General features: G+C 67.3%; 11 protein-coding genes and 2 tRNA genes. 11 read left to right on the forward strand and 2 right to left on the reverse strand.

Annotated elements, in window-relative coordinates; translation table 11 throughout:
• Nucleotides 1-4 precede the first annotated feature (4 nt).
• Nucleotides 5-1594: an L-aspartate oxidase gene (gene nadB, locus A176_RS10950; RefSeq protein ID WP_002636690.1), complete on the reverse strand. Its 1590-nt coding sequence runs from the start codon at nucleotides 1592-1594 to the stop codon at nucleotides 5-7.
• Between the two features lie 88 nt (nucleotides 1595-1682).
• Between nadB and A176_RS10955 the strand changes: the two genes are divergently transcribed.
• The 11 genes from A176_RS10955 to A176_RS11005 all read left to right on the forward strand — a co-directional run bounded on the left by A176_RS10955 (nucleotide 1683) and on the right by A176_RS11005 (nucleotide 17683).
• Entirely contained in the window at nucleotides 1683-2369 is a 687-nt protein-coding gene (locus A176_RS10955; protein WP_002636689.1) for a lytic transglycosylase domain-containing protein, read from the forward strand.
• Nucleotides 2326-4296: a tetratricopeptide repeat protein gene (locus A176_RS10960; RefSeq protein ID WP_002636688.1), complete on the forward strand. Its 1971-nt coding sequence runs from the start codon at nucleotides 2326-2328 to the stop codon at nucleotides 4294-4296. Before A176_RS10955 ends, A176_RS10960 begins: the two co-directional genes overlap by 44 nt.
• 12 nt (nucleotides 4297-4308) lie before the next feature.
• A complete protein-coding gene (gene pgsA, locus A176_RS10965) occupies nucleotides 4309-4998 on the forward strand; it encodes a CDP-diacylglycerol--glycerol-3-phosphate 3-phosphatidyltransferase (protein WP_002636687.1) in 690 nt (229 codons plus the stop codon).
• 81 nt (nucleotides 4999-5079) lie between these two features.
• Nucleotides 5080-5154: transfer RNA gene (locus A176_RS10970), tRNA-Gly, on the forward strand.
• Between the two features lie 51 nt (nucleotides 5155-5205).
• Nucleotides 5206-5280, forward strand: a tRNA-Gly gene (locus A176_RS10975).
• A 180-nt stretch (nucleotides 5281-5460) separates the two neighbouring features.
• Complete coding sequence (locus tag A176_RS10980; protein WP_002636686.1) at nucleotides 5461-6243, forward strand: ABC transporter permease; 783 nt, start codon at nucleotides 5461-5463, stop codon at nucleotides 6241-6243.
• 8 nt (nucleotides 6244-6251) lie between these two features.
• Complete coding sequence (locus A176_RS10985; RefSeq protein ID WP_002636685.1) at nucleotides 6252-7565, forward strand: ABC transporter ATP-binding protein; 1314 nt, start codon at nucleotides 6252-6254, stop codon at nucleotides 7563-7565.
• A gap of 41 nt (nucleotides 7566-7606) precedes the next feature.
• On the forward strand, nucleotides 7607-11368 hold the full coding sequence (locus A176_RS10990) for a rhamnosyltransferase WsaF family glycosyltransferase (protein ID WP_002636684.1): 3762 nt from the start codon (nucleotides 7607-7609) through the stop codon (nucleotides 11366-11368).
• A 103-nt stretch (nucleotides 11369-11471) separates the two neighbouring features.
• Nucleotides 11472-13526 (forward strand): class I SAM-dependent methyltransferase, encoded by a 2055-nt coding sequence (locus A176_RS10995; RefSeq protein ID WP_002636683.1) that lies wholly within the window; start codon nucleotides 11472-11474, stop codon nucleotides 13524-13526.
• Nucleotides 13523-15865, forward strand: a complete 2343-nt coding sequence (locus A176_RS11000; RefSeq protein WP_002636682.1) for a glycosyltransferase — start codon at nucleotides 13523-13525, stop codon at nucleotides 15863-15865. Before A176_RS10995 ends, A176_RS11000 begins: the two co-directional genes overlap by 4 nt.
• Nucleotides 15866-16138: 273 nt before the next feature.
• Entirely contained in the window at nucleotides 16139-17683 is a 1545-nt protein-coding gene (locus tag A176_RS11005; protein WP_144429528.1) for a hypothetical protein, read from the forward strand.
• A gap of 18 nt (nucleotides 17684-17701) precedes the next feature.
• Here the strand turns inward: A176_RS11005 and A176_RS11010 are convergent, their stop codons facing one another.
• The gene (locus A176_RS11010; RefSeq protein ID WP_002636679.1) at nucleotides 17702-19876 is read right to left on the reverse strand and encodes a glycosyltransferase; all 2175 of its coding nucleotides are present in this window, start codon (nucleotides 19874-19876) and stop codon (nucleotides 17702-17704) included.
• Between the last annotated feature and the right edge of the window lie 12 nt (nucleotides 19877-19888).

Consider the following 19888-nt stretch of genomic DNA (forward strand, 5'->3'; position numbering starts at 1 on the left):
GCGCTCAAGGCTCCCGGGAGACGACGGTGTCCCGCAGCCAGCGGTGGTCGTCCGTGTGAGGGTAGTCCAGCGTGTAGTGGAGGCCGCGGCTCTCCTTGCGGCGGCTGGCGCAGTCGACGATGAGGTAGGCCACGTCGGCGATGTTGCGCAGCTCGATGACGTCGCGAGTCACCTTGAAGCGCCAGTAGTAGTCGCGAATCTCCTCGCGCAGCAGCTCCAGCCGCCGGCGCGCGCGCATCAGCCGCTTGTCCGTCCGGACGATGCCCACGTAGTTCCACATGAGCCGGCGAATCTCGTCCCAGTTGTGGGTGACGACGACGCTCTCGTCGGACTCCACCGCGCTGCCGGAGTCCCACGCGGGCGGGTCCTCGGCCGGGACGGGCTGGGTGCGGACCTCCTCGGCGGCCACCTGGACGGCCCGCTGGCCGAACACGAGCCCCTCCAGCAACGAGTTGGACGCGAGCCGGTTCGCGCCGTGCAGGCCCGTGCACGTGACTTCACCAATGGCGTACAGGCCGGGCACGTTGGTGCGTCCTTCCAAATCCGTGACGACGCCGCCGCACATGTAATGCGCCGCGGGCACCACGGGGATGGGCTGCACGGCCATGTCGATGTTGAAGGCCTTGCACGTGGCGTAGATGTTGGGGAAGCGCTCGGCGAGGAAGGCGCGGCCCAGGTGCGTCATGTCCAGATAGACGCAGTCGTCACCGGTGCGCTTCATCTCCGCGTCGATGGCGCGCGCCACCACGTCGCGCGGGGCGAGCGCGCCCATGGGGTGGTAGCGCTCCATGAACGACGCGCCGTTCTTGAGCTTCAGCTTGCCGCCTTCGCCGCGCAGCGCCTCGCTGATGAGGAAGCTCTTGGCCTCCGGGTGGTACAGGCAGGTGGGGTGGAACTGGTAGAACTCCATGTTCGCCACCTTCGCGCCCGCCCGGTACGCCATGGCCACGCCGTCACCGGTGGCCACGTCCGGATTGGACGTGTACAGGTACACCTTGCCCGCGCCGCCCGTGGCCAGCACCGTCACCTTGGCCAGGAAGCGCTCGATGATGCCGTCCTCCATCAGCGCGTAGACCCCCAGACAGCGGCTGACGCCGTGCGAGGGGAGCTTGCGGTCCTGGATGAGGTCGATGGCGGCTGTGTGCGGGAAGAAGGTGATGTTGGGCACCTCGTCGCATGCGGCGAGCAGCGCCCGCTGCACCTCGCGGCCGGTGATGTCGCCCGAATGGATGATGCGGCGGGCGGAGTGGCCGCCTTCTCGGGTGAGGTCGAACTCGCCGGTGGTGCGGCGGTTGAAGTCCGCGCCCAGGTCCACCAGCTCCTTCACCCGGGCGGGGCCTTCCTTCACGGTGACTTCCACGGCGTCCTGGTGGCACAGCCCCGCACCCGCCACCAGGGTGTCCTCGATGTGCGCCTCGAACGTGTCGGACGGCGCGAGCACACTGGCGATGCCACCCTGGGCATACGCGGTGTTGCTCTCGAACCGGTCACGCTTGGTGAGGATGGCCACCGTGCCGTGCCGGGCCGCCTGGAGGGCGAACGAGAGACCCGCTACGCCGCCGCCCAAGACGAGGAAATCGAACCGATGGGGCATGGTGAGCAGCCTTAGCGACTGTAAGTGCTGGAAACAAGGCGTTTTCTTGAGGACTTTCCCGTGGATGTCTAAGGTTCGTGGGGCCGATATGCGTGCTCCTTCCACGTTCCTCGCCGCCGTGCTGCTGACCCTGCCCTTGTCGGCGGGGGCGGATGCCATCTTCCGGTACGTCGAGAAGGACGGGACCATCATCTACACGAACGTCCAGCCCACGGGTTCCAAGCGGGCGAAGACGCTGAAGGGCACGTTCACCCAGGCGCCCACGAAGAACGCGCCGGTGGTGGGCCGCAAGCGGACGCCGCCGGAGTTGGATCCGCACATCACCGCCGCGGCGCTGCGCTACCGCATCCCCCCGGCGCTGGTGCGGGCCATCATGCACACCGAGAGCAACTTCAACCGGAACGCGCTCAGCCACAAGGGCGCCAGCGGGTTGATGCAGCTCATGCCGGCCACGGCCTCGGACATGTATGTGAAGGACATCTTCGACGAGCGCGACAACATCGAGGGCGGGGTGCGCTACCTGCGCGTGCTCGCCAACATGTTCGACGGCGACATGGTGAAGATGATTGCCGCGTACAACGCGGGCCCCGAAGCGGTGAAGCGCTACGGCGGCAAGGTGCCCCCCTACGAGGAAACGCAGGGGTACGTGCGCAAGGTGCTCAAGCTCTACTACCACTACAAGGAGCGCGAGCGGCCCGTCGAGGACGGACCCCGCGACCCCACATCCCAGAATGACGACGCGCGCGAAGGGGCGGGGGGAGACGAGCCCCGCTGATGACGAGTTCCTCCAGCAGATCTCCCGCGGTGGCGAGCTGTTGGCCTCAGGCCAGGTCCACGAGGCCCAGCCCTTCCTGGAGCGTGCCCACCAGCTCCAGCCCCGGATGGAGAAGGCCCAGAACCTCCTGGGCCTCTGCTACTTCAAGCTGGGCCTGTTCGACCGGGCGGCCGAGCTGTACGAGATGCTGGTGCGGGACAACCCGGTGGACCCGACGCTGCGGGTCAACCTGGGATTGGTGTACCTGAAGACGAGCGCGCTCCAGCGCGCCGCCCGCGAGTTCGAGACGGCCACCGACCTGGCCCCCGAGCACCAGAAGGCGCAGAACTACCTGGGGCTCACGCTGGCGCAGATGGGCGAGTACGGCCGCGCGCGTGAGCACTTCCTGCTCGCGGGCAGCGATGTGATGGCGGAGAAGATGTCGCGCGCCATCGCGGGAGAGGCCTATTCGAAGCCGGCTCCGCCCGCGCAGGGGAAGGGGCGGGGGGGCATGGAAGGCGCTGCCGTTCCGTCTCGCGCCGTGGTGAGCCCGCCGCCCGCGCCGCCTGCGCCTGAGCAGGAGGAAGAAGAAATTCGCTTCGCTGAGGACGAGGGTCCCAGCGCGTTGACGGACGCTTCGGCGGAGGGGGAGCAGGAGGCGCCTCCAGAGGCGGCCTTCGATGAGACGTCCGCGGCCGTGGCGGCGAGCGCTCCGCCGTCGCCTGTGCCGCTGACGAAGCTTCAGCTTCGCCGGGTGCCCGCGGAGGCGCTCGTCTCTGCTTCGGCGCGGGATGCCGCTACGGTCCACGGTGGAGTGGCGGAGTCGTCTGCTGCTCCGATTCGAGGCACGGGTGATGCGTCAGGCTCTGGCCGCGATGGTGCTGGCTACACTCACGACGCCGTGGCGACGCGAGGCGGCGTAGCCTCGGATGCGCGAGGCGCGGCAGCCCATACGCCTGATGCTGTGGCCGCGCGAGGCGGGGCTGCCTTGGAGGCACGTGGCGCGGCAGCTTCTGTGGATGCTGTTGCGACGCGAGGCGGCGCAGCCCCGGATGCGCGTGGCGCAGCAGCTTCTGCGGATGCTGTGGCCGCGCGAGGCGGCGCAGCTTCGGAGGCGCGTGGCGCGGCAGCCCATGGGCCTGATGCTGTGACGGCGCGAGGCGGCGCTGCTTCGGCGGGGGACACCACCGAGCCTCGAGGTGCGGCCGCCCAGTCACATGACGCGGCGGATGCGCGAAGCGGAGCCGCCACCGGCCGGGACGCCGCGGAATCGCGAGGCGCTCCAGCCTTGGCGCACGCCACGGAGGAGGTCTCCCTGGCCCGACTCGCCGCGTCGGTCGTTCTGACGAGCGCGGACGCGTCTGAGATCTTCCACGCGGGCCCGGATGGTTTCACCGTGGCGGTCGACGGAGAGCTCCTCACGCGCCTGGATGGACTGGTGGCCCTGGGAGGCCAGCTCACCTTCCAGCCGGAGATGAAGCGATTCCGGGGCCGCGCGACGGACAAGTCCTTCGGGGATGGCGCGACGCGGATGGTGCGCGCTCGCGGCAAGGGCATCCTGTACCTGACGCCGGGCGCGGCCCGGACCTTCCTGTCTGTGGACCTGGGCGATGACTCCGCCTACTTCCGCGACGAGTGCGTCTTCGCCTTCGAGGAAGCGGTGATGTTCGAGAACGGCCGCGTGCCGTCGGACATCGCGCCAGACCTGGACCTGGTGCACCTGCGAGGGCAGGGGCGGGTGTTGCTGAGCCTCCCCGGGCCCCTGCGGTCGGTGGCGGTGCGCCAGGACCAGCCGGTGACCGTCCCATTGGCGCACCTGGTGGGCTGGCAGGGAAACCTCACGCCACGCATGGTTCCTCTGCTCCAGGCGCCCACCGGTGAGACGCTCCGGGCGGGCGTGGAACTGGGCGGTGAAGGTTTTGCCCTCATCGCCCTCGCGGTCCGATAGAAGGGGCCCGCCATGGCCATGGACCGAGCGGCGCGGAAACAGCGGAAGCGTGAGGAGCGCGCCAGGAAGCGCGCGGCGCGCAAGCCCAGTGTGCTGGTGCAGGAGTTCTGGAACCTGCCCAACATGCTCACCCTGGGGCGCATCCTCATCATCCCGCTGTTCGTGTGGCTGACGTACGACGCGGACCCGCTCAACTCGCTGTTGGCGGGGCTCGTCTTCGCGGTGGCCGCCATCACCGACGTGGTGGACGGCTACCTGGCGCGCAAGTGGAACCTCATCACCGTGGTCGGCAAGTTCATGGACCCGCTGGCCGACAAGCTCATCGCCATGGCGGCACTGGTGATGATGGTGCGGCTGGGGCGCATCGCGGCCTGGGTCGTCATCGTGCTGCTGGCGCGCGAACTCATCGTCAGCGGCCTGCGCACCATCGCCGCCAGCGAGGGCATGGTCATCGCCGCCGGCCAGGAGGGGAAGTGGAAGACCTCCCTCCAACTGGTGGGCATCATCTCCCTGTGCGTGCACTACGTGCATCCCCTGGAGATGGGCAGCTTCTCCGTGCCGGTGGACTACAACCTCGTGGGCCAGGTGCTCGTCTACCTGTCGGGTGCCTTCTCGGTCTGGAGCGCGGTGGTCTACTTCCGGGCATTCCTGGCCATGCTCGCGAAGAGAGGGGGCGAGCCAGCCCCCGCGAAAAGTGTTTGACGGGTCCGGATGGGCTCTGTATACCCCACCTCACTTTCGGCCCGGCGGTCACACGGCGGTGACGAAGGTGTGGCACCTGATGCGGGAATAGCTCAGCGGTAGAGCATCGCCTTGCCAAGGCGAGGGTCGAGGGTTCAAATCCCTTTTCCCGCTCCAAAATCGGGCCCTCTGGGAAACCAGAGGGCCTTTTAGTTTGAAGGGTCTCACGCGGGAATAGCTCAGCGGTAGAGCATCGCCTTGCCAAGGCGAGGGTCGAGGGTTCAAATCCCTTTTCCCGCTCCAAAAAGAAGGCCCTCTGGGAAACCAGGGGGCCTTTTTGCTTTTCAGGTCAGGGCCGGATCATCGCCTCGGTCGCCGGGTTGCTTCACATGCGAGCAACCTCCCGGGCACGCTGTGAGAGTGGGGCCGAGGGCGCCGGGCGTCCTCGCAACAGTCGAAGGCCCTGCTATAGAAGGCCCCCTCATGATTCGCCTGGTTCGTGAACTGTATCAATACCGGGGCTTGCTCCTCAGCCTCGTCCAGCGGGAACTGAAAGCGCGGTATCGCGGCTCGTTCCTGGGGTTCTTGTGGACGTTCCTGAACCCGACGCTCCACATGCTGGTGTACGTGCTGTTGTTCACCGTGGTGATGCGGCAGAACATCCCGAACTTCCCGTTCTTCATGTTTACGGGCCTGCTTCCGTGGATCTGGTTCTCCACGTCCCTGGCGAGCGGTGCCAGCTCCATCAGCGACCGGCGAGATCTGCTGACCAAGGTCCGCTTCCCCGCCCAAGTGCTGCCGACGACGGTGGTGGTGACGAACCTCTGCAACTTCGTCCTCTCCCTGCCGCTGATGCTGGGGCTGGGTATGGCCTACGGGCAGTGGCCCACCTGGCATGTCGTCATGTTCCCGGTGGTGGTGCTCATCCAGCTCACCTTCACGCTGGCGCTGGCGTACATCCTGGCCGCCATCAACGTGACGTTCCGGGACCTTCAGCACATCGTGAGCAACCTGCTGACGCTGTGGTTCTTCGCCTCGCCCGTGCTGTACCCGTTCTCCACCATCCAGGATGAGCAGGCCCGCATGCTGATGACGGCGCTCAATCCCATGGTCAGCTTCATGTCGTCTTACCAGGCCATCTTCTACGAGCACCGGTTCCCGGATGCGGGGCCGCTGATGGCGTTGGCGGCGATCTCCGTGGTGCTGTTGTGGGGCGCCTCGTCCATCTTCGAATCCCGCCGCGAAGAGTTCGCGGAGTCCATCTGAGCGTCGGCATGACTGAATCCACAGACGCCATCATCCTGAAGGACGTCGTGAAGAGCTTCCGGAAGCGGACCATCCGGGGCGAGTACACGACATTCAAATCCGAGCTGCTGCGCTGGCTGCGGGGCAAGCGCCAGGCGCGTGACGCGTCGCTCATCACCGCGCTGCGGGGCATCAACCTCACCATCCCCAAGGGGAAGACGGTGGGCGTCATCGGGCGAAACGGCTCGGGGAAGAGCACGCTGCTCAAGCTCATCACCGGCATCTACACGCCCACGTCCGGCTCGTTGGAGATCAACGGCCGCATCTCCGCGTTGCTGGACCTGGGGGCGGGCTTCCACCCGGACTTCTCCGGCCGGGAGAACATCCTCATCAACGGCATCATCCTGGGGATGACGCGCGCCGAGGTCCGGGCGCGGATGGCGGACATCATCGCCTTCAGCGAGCTGGGAGAGTTCATCGACGAGCCGGTGCGCACGTACTCCAGCGGCATGTACATGCGCCTGGCGTTCGCGGTGGCCACGCACGTGGACCCGGACATCCTCATCATCGACGAAATCCTCGCCGTGGGTGACGAGCACTTCAGCAAGAAGAGCCTCGCCAAGATGATGGACTTCAAGCACCAGGGGAAGACCATCGTCCTGGTGACGCACGACCTGGGCACGGTGGAGCGTTGGTGTGACGTGGCCGCGTGGATCGACGGGGGTTACATCCGCCGCGTGGGCAAGCCGTCCGAGATTGCCGCGGAGTACCGCGAGGCGATCTCCCTGGCGGAAGCCCAGTCCGCCGCCTTCACGCCGCCGGCGCTCTCCGAAGGAGGCGGGGCGCTGCCGCAGGTGCCCACCGTGGCGCTGCCCACGGAGGGCCCGGTGCGCGTCCATGGCGTGAGCTTGCTCGACGCGCACGGCGCGCCCGTGGACGTCGTGTCTCCCGAGCAGGGCCTGGAGGTCCGCGCGGCCTTCGCGGTGGACGGGGCCTGTGAGGACGTGGACTTCGAGGTCCGGCTCCAGTCGGCGGATGGGCGGACCTTGTATGAGACGAGCACCCGCCGGGAGGCGGTGGCGCTCGCGCGCATGCCCTCGCAAGGCGTGCTGCGCTTCGTGGTCGAGCGCCTGGGCGTGCTCGGCGGCGACTTCGTGGTGACGGTGACGGCCCGTGCCGGAAAGGGGATCTCCTCGGCGCGCTGTGCGTTCCGGGTGGTGTCCACCTCGGAGGACGAGGGCGTCTTCCGGCCGCCGCACCGGTGGTTGGTGGAAGCCAGTGCCGGGGCCGAAGTGGGCGTCGCGTTCGCACCGGGTGCATCCCCGCGCGTGGAGGTGGGATGAGGGCCGGGGCGCGGAGCAGAACCCACGGGGAAGGGTGAGCCATGTGGCAGAAGTGGGCTGAGGCGTCCCAGGGGCCCGAGTCGGCGCCAGGGCCGGGGGACTTCGCGCAGATGGTGGCTGTCCTCCGCAAGGTGCTGGAGGAGCGGCGGCCGTGCCTGCCCGAGCAGTGCGACGAGCGCAGTGCCCTGGAGGGCGCGTTGCGGCTCGCGACAGAACAGCTCCACCGTGCGCTCCCCGAGGGCGGGCAGGGGATGTCCTCGCTCCAGGAGGCGGCGCGGCTGGCGGACCCGTCTGAGTTCTCCATCCCCGCCTCGCACCGGACGCGCGGCGGCACGCTGGTGACGACGGCGAAGCGCGCCTTCGTCAACGGGCTGGAACCCTTTCACGTCGAGACGCTGCGGCCGCAAGGCCAGTTCAACCGCGCGCTGGTGCGGGTGCTGGAGCACCTGACGGTCCACCGCGCGTTGGGGCTGCGCGAGGATTTGTCGGCGTGGGCCGTGTCGCAGTTGGAGCCGCTGGCGGTGCCCACCCGTTGGAAGGTGGGCTCGCATCGCGGACGTGTGGCGGGGGCGCTGGTGGGCTTCGCCAAGCGGGGCTACCTCTTCACGCTGGGGCCTGTGCTCGAGGCGGTCCTCGAGGGGCAGGCCCAGTGGAACCTGGCCATGGTGGAGGCCCTCCGTGCCGCGGCGGCGAATCAGGCGCCGTCGGAGGCCGAGGCCCTGCGCATCGTGGCCGAGGTCGAGGCGCTGCGTGAGCCCCAGGCCGGGCGCGCGCTCCCGGGGGCTCTGCGGGCCACCCAGCCCTTGTGGGGCGAGGTGCTGCGCCGCCAGGGCCGGTTCAACGCGGAGTCCGTGCTCGCGCTCGCGAACCTGCTGGGGACGCGGACCGCGCCGCCTCAGCCTCCCTCGCTGGCGGACTACCCCGCCTGGTGCGCGGCGCGTGAGCCCTCGCGCATCGAGGCCGTCCGTGCCGCGCTGGCGGACCTGGCGACGGGGCCTCGGGTGTCGCTGATCACGCCCGTCCACGACACGCCCGAGGCCTTCCTCCGCGCGTGCATCGCCTCCGTGAAAGCCCAGCTCCATCCCGAGTGGGAGTGGGTGCTGGTGGATGACGCCAACACGGCGCCGCACGTGTCCCGCCTCCTCCGGGAAGCGGCGGAGGGTGAGCCTCGCATCAAGATCATCACCGCGCCCGTCCGTGGGGGCGCCGTTCAGGCCACCCAGATGGGGCTCGAGGCCGCGCGGGGGGAGTTCGTCGGGTTCCTCGACGCGGGCGACACCCTGTCGCCGCACGCGCTGGGCGAGGTGGCGCTGGCGCTCGGCGCGCAGCCCGACCTGGACATCCTCTACACGGACGAGGACCGACTGGATGAGGAGGGCCGCCGCCTGGCGCCTTTCTTCAAGCCGGACTGGTCGCCGGACCTGCTGCGCTCGGTGGACTATGTCCGCCACTTCCTCGTCGTCCGCCGCGCGCTGCTGACGCAGGTGGGTGGGTTGCGAGAGGGGTTCGACGGCGCGCAGGGATATGACCTGATGTTCCGGCTGAGCGAGGTCACCTCCCGCATCGGCCACGTGCCCGAGCCGCTGTACCATGCGCGGTGGCGCACCGATTCCGACGCCGAGCAGGCCCGCGCCACGGCCGCTGGCCAGCGCGCGTTGACGGAGCACCTGTCCCGGAAGGGAGAGGAGGCGGAGGTCTCGAGCCCTGGCCCTTCGCGGTACCGTGTCCGCTATCCGGTCCGGGGGACGCCGAAGGTCTCCATCATCGTGCCCTTCAAGGACCGGCCGGACCTGCTGCGCACGTTGGTGGACAGCCTGCTGGCGCACACGCGCTATCCCCACTTCGAGGTGCTGCTCGTCTCCAACAACAGCACGCGGCCGGAGACCTTCGCGTTGTTGGAGCAGTGGGTGGACCCGCGGTTGGTGAAGCTGACGTGGGACCATCCTTTCAACTACCCGGCCATCAACAACTGGGCGGCGAAGCAGGCCACGGGCGAGCTGCTGCTCTTCCTCAACAACGACATGGAGGTCGTGGACCCCGACTGGCTGGGCGAACTGGTGTCCCAGGCGCAGCGGCCCGAGGTGGGCGCGGTGGGCTGCAAGCTGCTCTTCCCCGAAGGGACGGTGCAGCACGCGGGCGTGGTGGTGGGGATGACGGGCTTCGCGGGTCACCCGTTCTGGCGCTTGCCGGACGGCCCCATCCAGACGCCCTTCGGGCACACGGAGTGGACGCGCAACTGGCTGTCCGTCACCAGCGCGTGTGTCATCCTGCGGCGGGACATCTTCGAGTCCCTCCAGGGCTTCGACGAGCGTTTCCAGGTGTGTGGCAGCGACGTGGACCTGGGCCTGCGGGTGAACGCGCGGGGGCTGCGGGTCCTCAGCACCAGCCACACGCGGCTCATCCACCATGAGTCCGCCAGCCGGCGCGCGGACGCCATTCCAGAGGCGGACTACTGGCTGTCGTACGCCGCCTACCGGCCCTGGCTGGGGCCCAAGGGTGACCCCTACTACAGCCCGCACCTCACGCTGACCTCCACGGACTGTGGGCTGCGCCGCCACCCGGAAGATGGCGAGCAGCTCGCGGTGCGGACGCTCGGGCGCGACGTGCCGAGCGCGCGGGATGCCCGGAGTGAGCAGCGGGCCCGGTCGCAGCGGCACCTCATCGAGCACCTGGATGCGTGGGACTTCACGCCGGAGCAGGCCCAGGCCGCGCGCGAGTCGGCGCCCCAGGCGCTGTCAGCGCTGCGCGCGAAGGGGAGGGTGGAGACGGCCACCTGGTTCGTGCCCGCCTTCGGCCACGTGTACGCGGGCATCCACACCATCTTCCGCTTCGCGGACTTGATGCAGCGCCGCCACGGCGTGCGCAGCGACTTCGTCATCTACGACCAGCCGAACACGCGGCCCGGTGACATCGAGGCGCGGGTGGCCTCCATCTGTCCAAGCGCGGTGGGGGCGGTGCGGGTGCTGCGCCGGCCGGAAGACGTGGCGGAGCTGCCCGCGGTTGACCTCGCGCTGGCCACGGCGTGGACCTCCGCCTATCGCGTGTTGCACCACCCCCGGGCCGGCGTCCGCGGCTATTTCGTCCAGGATTACGAGCCGCTCTTCCACGCGGCGGGAACGCCTTCCGCGTTGGCGGAGCAGACGTATGGCCTGGGCTTCTACGGCATCTTCAACACCCCGGGCCTGTACGAGCACGTGGTGGGGCTGCATGGGATGGACGGCGTCTGGTTCGAGCCTGCCGTGGATGCGACGGTGTTTCATGCGCGCCGGCCACCGCGCCAGGGTCCTGTGCGTGTGTTCTTCTATGGACGCCCGGGCAATGAGCGCAATGGCTTCGAGCTGGGGCTGGCGGCGCTCGCGCGTCTGAAGCGGGAGTTGGGGCCGGCGGTGGAGGTGCTCGCGGCGGGTGCGGAGTGGGACCCCGAGGCGTATGGCGTGCGAGGCCTTGTCACCAATCTGGGAATGTTGCCGGCGGAACGGACGGCCGCGCTGTACCGTGAATGCGACGTCGGGTTGTGTTTCATGTTTACCCGGCACCCGTCGTATCTGCCGCTGGAGATGATGGCCTGCGGGGTGACGGTCGTGACGAATGACAACCCGACGAATCGGTGGCTGTTGACGCATGGTGAAAACTGCCTGCTTGCCGAGCCGACCCCGAGTGGCGTACTGGCCCGTCTGCGTGACGCCGTTTCGGATGGCGCGCTCCGCAGTCGCATCGGAGCGAACGCTGCGGCGCGGGTCCGCCGGACGACGTGGGAGGCGGAGGTGGACCGGGTCATGGCGAGCCTGCTGACCGCGGGTTGAACTTGGGCGTCAGGACTTCGTTCTAGGGTCGCGCCATCTGGAAGAGCCGCGCTGGCGGTTGAACATTGGCCCAGGGGGGCCGCAGCAGAAGGAACGCTCCACCATGCGGGATGACACTCCACTTCAAATCGTGCTGCCGTCAGAGCCGGGCGCTCCGAATCAGCCGCTGGTGGAAGATGCGGCGAGCAGCCAGTACTGGAAGGCCACGAGCGGCTACACCTACCGCGAGATGGTCCGGACGCGGCAAGAGGCGGGCAACCAGGGCTACGTCCAGCAAGAGGTGCTGCTCACGAAGTTGATGCAGACCGAGCAGCGCGCGCTCGGACGCCCTCTGGAGGTTCTCGAGTTCGGCTGCGGGTTCGGGCGTCATGCCGCCTACCTGGCGTCGCTCGAAGGCGTCCGTTACCACGGCTACGATTTCTCCGAAGCGATGATGGAGCCGCTGCGGCACGCGCCACCCGTGGGCCTGACGCCCGTGGATGAGCGGCTCTTCTGTGGTCCGGATGCGCTGAAGTCGGTGGGAGACAGGACGTTCGACGTCGTTTTCACCGTCTCCGTCCTGATTCACAACCCGCCGGAGCGCCTGCCCGACTTGCTGAACACGCTGGGCCAGCTCGTGCGGCCTGACGGTTTGCTGTGCCTCGTCGAGAACCAGCTCGTTCCTTTTGGAATCTGGGAGAACGGTTGGCACCAGGGCTGCTGGCTGCACCCGTACGCGGACCTGACGCCCACCGGGTGGGACCTGCACCATGTCGGCGGCGCGCTGGCGACGCATGACCTCTATATTTTCAAGCGCAACACCGCCCAGACGCGTCGTTTCTTCCAGCTCAAGTCCGTTGAGCAGCCAAGAGACGAGAGCCAGGCGGTCGCGCTGGAGACGCTGCACGTCCAGTCGCTCCCGCGGCTGCGTGCGTGGACGGAGCATGCGGGTGAGGCGCTCCGGGCAGGGGATGGCTTGTCCGGGATGCGGCTCTCGGAGTTGACGGAGCGCTTGACGGTCGAGGTGAAGCGGTCGGAACGCCGTCAGCGGTTGTTGTCTCTCTCGGACGAGCTGGTTCGACTCCGCGCCGAGCCTCCCGCGGTTGTCCAGGCGCCCCCCGCCACACCCAGCCCGCGATATGGAAACGACGCCGTGCCGGAGGCGGTCGTCGTCGATGCTCCGCTGGATACGACGTGGGCACACGTCGATCCTCGGTTCTCCCGAGTGGTGCATCTCTTCCACCAGGAGTGGTACGGCATTCGCGCGGCTTCGGGTTATGCCCCGGGGCACAAGATTGGCATTACCGCGAACCGCCCGCTCACCGCGGAGGACCACCGGCGCATCGTCGAAACCTGCGAGACGCTGGGGGCGAGGTCCGTCATCTTCCAGGGCTTCTCGCCCAATGCCCTGGAAGTCATGCACATGCTTCGTCGTGTGTTCGGCAGCACGCTCAAGTTGTGCTGCGTCTGGCACGGCTCGACGGCCCAGTTCCACTTCGATTTCGAACTCGAAACGTTCAGCCGGCTCCTGGCGCTCCGGGAGCAGGGGCTGCTGGATGCCGTGGCCTGCGTCAAGCCAGAGATGCATCTGATGTCACCTCTTTTGTTCCAGGAGGTGCTCCTCAATCTCCCTCCCCGCATCGCGCCTCCAGACCGCCGTCATCGGGCTGCATTGGCGCGAGCCGCCTTCGTGCCCACCCCCAACAACTGGTGGAAGAACTTCTACTCGAACGTCTTCGTCGCGGCGTCGTTGCCGTCCCTGGAGCGGGTCTATGTCACCAGCCCGTTCACGACCCGGCCGGAGCTGCCCCTGCGGGCGTCTGTCATCAACGTCGGGCCGCTCAAGCGCGCTGAGCTGTTCAATCTCATCCGAGAGACGGATGTCGTCCTCAACGTGACGCTCGCTGAGTGTCAGCCGATGACCGCATTGGAGGGGCTTGCTCACGGTGTGGCGTGTCTGACGGGGCCGTTGTCCCTGGGTGTCTTGGACGAACACCCCTATCAGCGATTGGTCCAGATTGCGGGCACCGGATCGCTCGGGCAGATTCGCTCCGCGTTGGAGCAAGTCATCCGCCTCCAGGAGCATTCGCCAGAGGAGCATGCGCAGATGCTTGAGGACTACACCCGCACGCTCTGTGAGCACGCGATCAATCGCTATCTTGAGTTCGCACAGCCATGAGCACGACCCGCGTTTGTCTCGTCACCGATGAGCTCTACCCCTTCACCCCGGGGGGAATCGGCCGCGTCGTACACAACCTCATCATGGACTCGCAGCGCCAGGGCTCGAAAGTCGAGTTCCATGTCCTGATGCCTGCGACGGTCCCCGTTCAGAAGGCTCAAGTGGAGCTCTTCTTCGGTGGAGGCGTGAAGGCACATCTGTGCCACTTTCGTGAGCCGCACCAGTCGGCCGCCGATGCGCACGGTCTCTATCCGCCCACCTCGGCGTTTCGTGACTCGCGCTGGCACGGTGAGTCGTTGGAGTTGATGCGCTACCTGAAGGCGCGAGAAGCGGAGGGGCTGCACTTCGACGTCATCGAGTTCGCGGACTTCCGTGGCTGGGCCTTCGCGACACTGCAGGAAAAGCATCTGGGCCTGGCGTTCGCGCAGAGCACCATCTCGGTCCGGCTCCACTCGAGCTACGGCACCATCATGCATCACGAGCCCAACACCCTCGAGGTGGAGAACCTGGGCCGCTTCGAAATCGAGCGGAAGTCATTGCTCGACGCGGATCTCGTGGTGGGGCACCTGCCGAGCATCGTCGAGTTCAACCGGCGCTTCTATGGCTTCGACGATGCCTGGCTGCGGAAGGTGAGGGTCGAGTTTCCGCCCGTGGTCATGGACCCTCCGGCGGAGGCGTCATCGCTCACGGACATCCCTTCGACCCGGCGCAACCTGGTGTTCGTCACCAAGATTCAGCACTTCAAGCAGCCGGACGTTTTCGTCCGGGGGGCTGTCCTGCTGATGCGCACGTGGCCAGCGTATGAGGGTAAAGCCATCCTGGCGTGTCATGCCTTCGACCTCGATTTCCTCGCCGAGGTCAAAGCGCTCATTCCGCCGGACCTGGAGGACCGCTTCGTTTTCATGAAGCCGGGGCCCGACCGTGACGCTTACATCCGCGCGGGCGTGGTCGTCATCACCTCGAGTTACGAGTCCCTGAACCTGACGGCCTACGAGGCTTCTGTCGCGGGCGCTCGGCTCGTGCTCAATTCGGCGTGTCTGGCCTTTGGGGATGAAAGTCCCTTCGTCGACGGAGTCCACTGCCACAAGTATGATGGCGGCTTGGATTCGTTGGCGGCGGCGATGCGCAAAGCGCTGGATGGACCCGCGCTGTCCCCCGTTCGATGGAGCGTGGACAGGCCTTATTGGGAGCGGAACGTGCGGGATGCCCCGCCTGGCCGCGCGGCGCAAAGCCCGCTGGTCAGCGTGGTTGTCATCAACCATGACCAAGGCATCTTTCTCCCGATTGCGCTTCAGGGCATTGCCGCCAGCACCTATCCCGAGGTGGAAGTCATCATCGTGGATGATGGCTCGACGAGCGCATTCGACATGCAGGTGCTGCAGCGCCTGGAGCGGTCCTCGGCGGAAGGGCCGGGGCTCAGCGTCGTCCGCTCTCCGATTCATCGGGGGCTCGCGGGGGCGCGGAACCTGGGCAGCCGCGCCGCTCGTGGCGCGTACGTCCTGTTCCTGGAGTCGGACGAGAGCGTGTCGCCCGGGTTCATTCAGCACGCGGTCTCCGCACTGGAGTCGCGACCGGAGTTCGCCGGGGTGGTTCCGACCGGAGGAAGCTTTCACTCCAGTGAGGAGCTGGCCAACCGCGAGTTCAAGGGATTCATGACGTATCTGGGCGACTGCCCGAGTTACGCATTGGTCGCCAACTACGTCGCGGCGCCCACGGCGCTTCTGCGCCGCTCCCTCTTGACGCAACAGGGCTACAACGAGGCCCTGTCAGGCTATGCGGATTGGGATTTCTTCTTGCGGCTCGTGCAGGGAGGACACCGTTTTCTGGTGACGAACCAGGTCCACGCCTTCTCCCGGCGACGACACGAAAGCGCCCACCGCGCGGCACCGCCTCGGCAGCACTTTCGTCGGCTCGTGCGGATGTTCGAAGGACTGCCCGCGCCGCTGCATCCATCGACGCGACTCTTCGCGATGCTGGCGCATTCACGGGAGGCCATGATGGATCCCCTGGGCGCGCTCGAGAGCCAGCCGGCGCAGCCTGTGCCAGGCGCCGCCGCGGCGCTGGAGTCCGCGCAGGTCCTCTCCGCCGCGGCACGTCCTCTCCGCTATGACGTGGTGGACATGATGAACGCGGCATTGAAGCGGCTGCCGCTCGTACACCCATTCCTCAAGCAATCTGTCACGAGCACCTCCAGCCCCGCGGGTGGTGAGCCGGGCGTCGCGCAGCCAGGCGAGGCGCTGCCGCTTCGCTATGCGCTCGTTGACCGTGCGAACGTGCTTGTCAAACGAGTGCCCCTCCTTCACCGAGCGCTCAAACAGACGGTCAGCCGACTGACCTGAGCGCCCGTGGATTCAAGCCGGTGGGCCCGTGGCTGAGGATGGGATGCGTGTGGGCGGGGCTCCTTCACACGTCATCCCAGGCGGCGTCTTCCTCGACGCCCCCCTTTGAGTCCGGGAGCATGCCGGGATAGACAGGCCGCTTGAGCCGGGAGCGGTCTCATGGACATTGCAGGAGATTCCAAGTTGAACGATGGCGGCAAAGACAGGGGCGGCTCGATGCCCGCCTGGATGAAATGGGCGTGGATGGTTGCTGGGCTGGTGCCAATTGTCGCCATGTCCGGCTGGACCGCCAGTCTCCTGCGCCGCATGGTGGACGTGGGCATGCAGGAGGACGCCATGATCGGCATGCGCCACCTGCGCAACCTCCTTGACGGGAAGGGCCTTGTCTACAATCCGGGAGAAGGCGTCGTCGGCGTCACCGACCCTTTGTTCTGGTTGGGCTCCGCGCTCTTTCATGTGCCTGGGAAGTTCCTGGGGGCCTCCGATCTCATCGTGAGCCACTACGCCTACGTCTGGGGCGTGGTGGTGGTCGCGTTGGTGCTCCTTGCGACGTTGGGCAAGGGGGCTCGGATGCCTTTGGCCGCGGGCATGGGCGCCTTGCTCTTCGCCTATTTTGTCGCGCCCCTCCGCTTCATGTTCCTGGGCCTCGAGGGGCCCTTCCTCTTGCTGTCCGTAGGGGTGCTGGGGTGGCTGTATCGCCGTGCAACCCCCACGGTCTTCTATGCCGCCGCGGCCTTTCTTTCGTGGAATCGCCCGGAGGTCGCCATCGCCGCGCTCCCGCTCCTGGTGTTCTTCTCCCTGTTCAGGGTGCGGGAGCACGGATGGGTTCGCGCGCTGGGGCCCGTTGTCGTTGGCGGCGCGGTGTTTCCGCTCACCTTGTGGCTGCTGACGGGGTCTCCGATTGTCCAGACCATCGTCGCCAAGTCCTACTTTGGTGCGCGGATTTCCCTGTCTCAAATGTTGATGGGGCTGGGCGGACGACTGGAGCAGATCAGTTCCTTCCTGGAGAAGGGACAGCATTCCGCGCTCCTGCTGACGGTGATTGTGACCGCAATCGCCGCCCATGACTTCGTTCGCTTTCTTGTCTCGAAGCCGAAGTCGGCGCCTTCCGCGGCGTTGCTCTATTCGATGTTCTGTGTGGCATACACCGGGTTCATCATTCTCGTTCCGAACCTCTGGGAGTGGTACATCACCAATTGGCTGGGGTTCGTCCTGGTGCTCCTGGCAGGCCGTTTCGCGGCACTGGTGGATGTCGCCACGCTCCGAAGCCCACGCTTCCAGTTGACGACTGTTGTCGCCGTGCTCGTCGGAGTCGCCATCCTTGTCAGGCCGCAACAGCCCGTCCGGCGAGCGCTGACGACGAGCCTCCACACGTGGCTGAAGCAGGAGAACGAGTTCCGGGGGCGCTTGGGCCGCGAGCTCGCGACGGAGTGGAATGCGAAGTCGGTCTGGATGGAGGCGGTTGGGTGGCAGGGGTACTACAACTCGGCTCGCGTCTTTGACGAAGTGGGCCTGGTTGACCGCGACACCCTGGCCCTCGCGAAGAAGTTCAAGTGCCGCTATTTCGTCGCGGCGCTCCTCGAGTTGAAGCCGCAGTTCATCGTCAAGCGGCGCTTCGAGGTCGAGCAGAATCGATTGATGCTTTCGCCAAAGAGTTGCCCAGGCGCTCCGTTGTTTGAGTCGGATGCTGACCGGGCGTTGTTCTTCCAGCACTATGAGCTGGTTCGTGAGTACAACACGGAGATTCCCGACCTCTTTGGCGAGTACTCGTACCTGAACCTCTACCGGCTTCGGGAGTCGCCCTTGACGCAGGGGTGAAGGGCGTAGGGGCCGTCGTCAACGACGGCGGCCAAGCAGTCGCTCCAGGACTTGTTGCCGCAGCGGTCGCGAATCGTCTTCCGCGCCCGCTGCCCACGCCACCGCCCGCCGCACGGTGCCGTGGACCGCGTCGAACCGCTTGAGGGTGCTGTTGACCCGATTCGCCACCTGACTCATCAGGGGAGGCGCGGCGGCGCGAAGGTGGGTTTCCTGCCGCTGGGCGCGGCCGAGCTGCATGCGCAGCGCCCGGTCCGGGCTCCGTGGCAGCGTCGGGTGTTTCTGGCTCAGGTAGGCCATCTGCGCGTAGCGACCGCTGACGTCGATTCCGCGAGTCATCGAGTCGGGCCGCTGCCGGTAGAGGAACAGCGGCTCCGGGATGACGGAGCCCTCGAGGCCTCGCTTCGCGAGCGAGCAGAACACGTCCCAGTCTTCATAGGCCGTGAGCCATTCGTCGTATCCGCCGATGTCCTCGAGGTGCGTTCGCTGCATCAGCGCGGTGCAGGTGGACGCGACGTTCTCCGCGAGGAGCGCGTCACGCTCGGTGCCCCAGGGAATCCATCCTCCCACGGGCTGTCGTGGGTCGTCGACGAAGTAGGAGACGAGCGACGTGACGTAGCCCAGCCCGGGCGCGCTCTCCATGACCGCGACGGCCTTCTCCAGGAAGGTGGGCTGGATGAGGTCATCCGGGTCGAGTGGAAGGACGTACGGGCCTCGCGCCACGCGCAACCCCGCGTTTCTGGCGGAGCTGAGTCCTCCGTTGGCCTTGCGGATGATGCGCAAGTCGGGCGCCTGGAGTGTTTCCAACAGGGCCACGCTGTCCGCGTCGGTGGATCCGTCATCCACGAGGATGATTTCGTAATCCGTGAACGTCTGGGCGCGGATGGAGTGGAGGGTCTCCGGAAGGTAGCGCCCCATGTTGAAGTAGGGCACGAGGATGGACACGCACGGTGAGGCCTTGGCGGGCTTCGTGCGCGAGCTGGGTGCTGGGCCGGGATGGCGATGGGGCAGGGCGCTCGTGGCCGCGGCTTCGTAGTCACGGACGAACCGAGCGGGAGCGCAGAGGCTCGCGACGCGCGCTGGCGCCGCCGCTCGGAGCGTGTCTCGCAGCGATGTGGACGCGAGCGCGCGTTGGAGCACGTCCTTCAGGTGTCCGGCGTCATCATGATGAAACAGCAGGCCGCTGCGCCCGTCTTCGATGAACTCCGCCATGCCGCCACTGTCGCTGGCCACCACTGCCGCGCCAGCGGACATCGCCGCCACGCCGGTCCCGTGCAGCGCGTCCCAGCGCGTGGGGATGCAGCACAGCGTGGCATGGGCGAACGCGGACGTGAGTTCGTCCCCGGCACGGGCGGGCAGGAATTGGAACCGGTGCCTCCACGCGGGCGCGATGCGCTGTTCCAGCCAGCTTCTCAGCGAGCGCCCGAACGGGCCGGTGCGGGTGTCGTCACCGACGAGGTCGACCTCCGCTGCCACGCCTTGCTCGAAGAGCGCTTGCATGGCGTCGATGAGCAGGTGGACGCCTTCGCGGTACTCCAGACGCCCGGCGTAAAGCACCCGGGGCGCCGCCTCGGAGGGGCTGGGCGTCGCGGCTTGGGCGGGAGCCGATTCGATGGGCGGTGGCAGCACGATACCGCCCGTCTTCAAGCCCAGTCGCGTGCGGGTCTGCTCCAAGGCCACGGCGGACGGCGACACCAGCAGGTCCGCTTCACGGAGGGCCGTGTCCTCCATGTGCTCTCGCTGCGCGGTGTCCATGTCCAGCGTGGCCACCTGGTTGAGCCGCAGCACATCGTGGCTGGAATGGTACAGACGGACGGCGAGGACCGCTGTGTCGAACTGTCCCAGGGTCCTGCGGGCGCGCAGGGCGAAGTGGCCTTCGCCTCCGCTGTCAGGGAACTCGATGATGTCGAACTGGTGGCTCGCGTGGAGCACCCGCAGCGCCCGGTACGCATCCCAGGCATGCCGGAGCTCGGCATGGGGAAAGGCGCCCTGGAGGTCTGTCTCTTGCTCGTCCACGTGGTGGATGTGGACGGAGGGGTGCACCGACGCTGCCCACCGCGCGTCCACGTGGGGCGCGGTGAGCACGTGCACGTCATGGCCCGCCTGGACGAGCGCCCGGCTCATGTTCGCGACGGCGGTTCCGACGCCGCTCTCCGTCGTGGACGCGAGTTCTCTGGAGACGAAGCAGATGCGCAAGGGCGGGACTCC

The sequence above is a fragment of the Myxococcus hansupus genome (genome assembly GCF_000280925.3).
Taxonomy (GTDB): Bacteria; Myxococcota; Myxococcia; order Myxococcales; family Myxococcaceae; genus Myxococcus; species Myxococcus hansupus.

Coding starts and splice junctions, on each gene's coding strand:
- nadB (WP_002636690.1), bottom strand. CDS start 1,594: ATGCCCCATCGGTTCGATTTCCTCGTCTTGGGCGGCGGCGTAGCGGGT.
- A176_RS10955 (WP_002636689.1), top strand. CDS start 1,683: ATGCGTGCTCCTTCCACGTTCCTCGCCGCCGTGCTGCTGACCCTGCCC.
- A176_RS10960 (WP_002636688.1), top strand. CDS start 2,326: ATGACGACGCGCGCGAAGGGGCGGGGGGAGACGAGCCCCGCTGATGAC.
- pgsA (WP_002636687.1), top strand. CDS start 4,309: ATGGCCATGGACCGAGCGGCGCGGAAACAGCGGAAGCGTGAGGAGCGC.
- A176_RS10980 (WP_002636686.1), top strand. CDS start 5,461: ATGATTCGCCTGGTTCGTGAACTGTATCAATACCGGGGCTTGCTCCTC.
- A176_RS10985 (WP_002636685.1), top strand. CDS start 6,252: ATGACTGAATCCACAGACGCCATCATCCTGAAGGACGTCGTGAAGAGC.
- A176_RS10990 (WP_002636684.1), top strand. CDS start 7,607: ATGTGGCAGAAGTGGGCTGAGGCGTCCCAGGGGCCCGAGTCGGCGCCA.
- A176_RS10995 (WP_002636683.1), top strand. CDS start 11,472: ATGCGGGATGACACTCCACTTCAAATCGTGCTGCCGTCAGAGCCGGGC.
- A176_RS11000 (WP_002636682.1), top strand. CDS start 13,523: ATGAGCACGACCCGCGTTTGTCTCGTCACCGATGAGCTCTACCCCTTC.
- A176_RS11005 (WP_144429528.1), top strand. CDS start 16,139: ATGTCCGGCTGGACCGCCAGTCTCCTGCGCCGCATGGTGGACGTGGGC.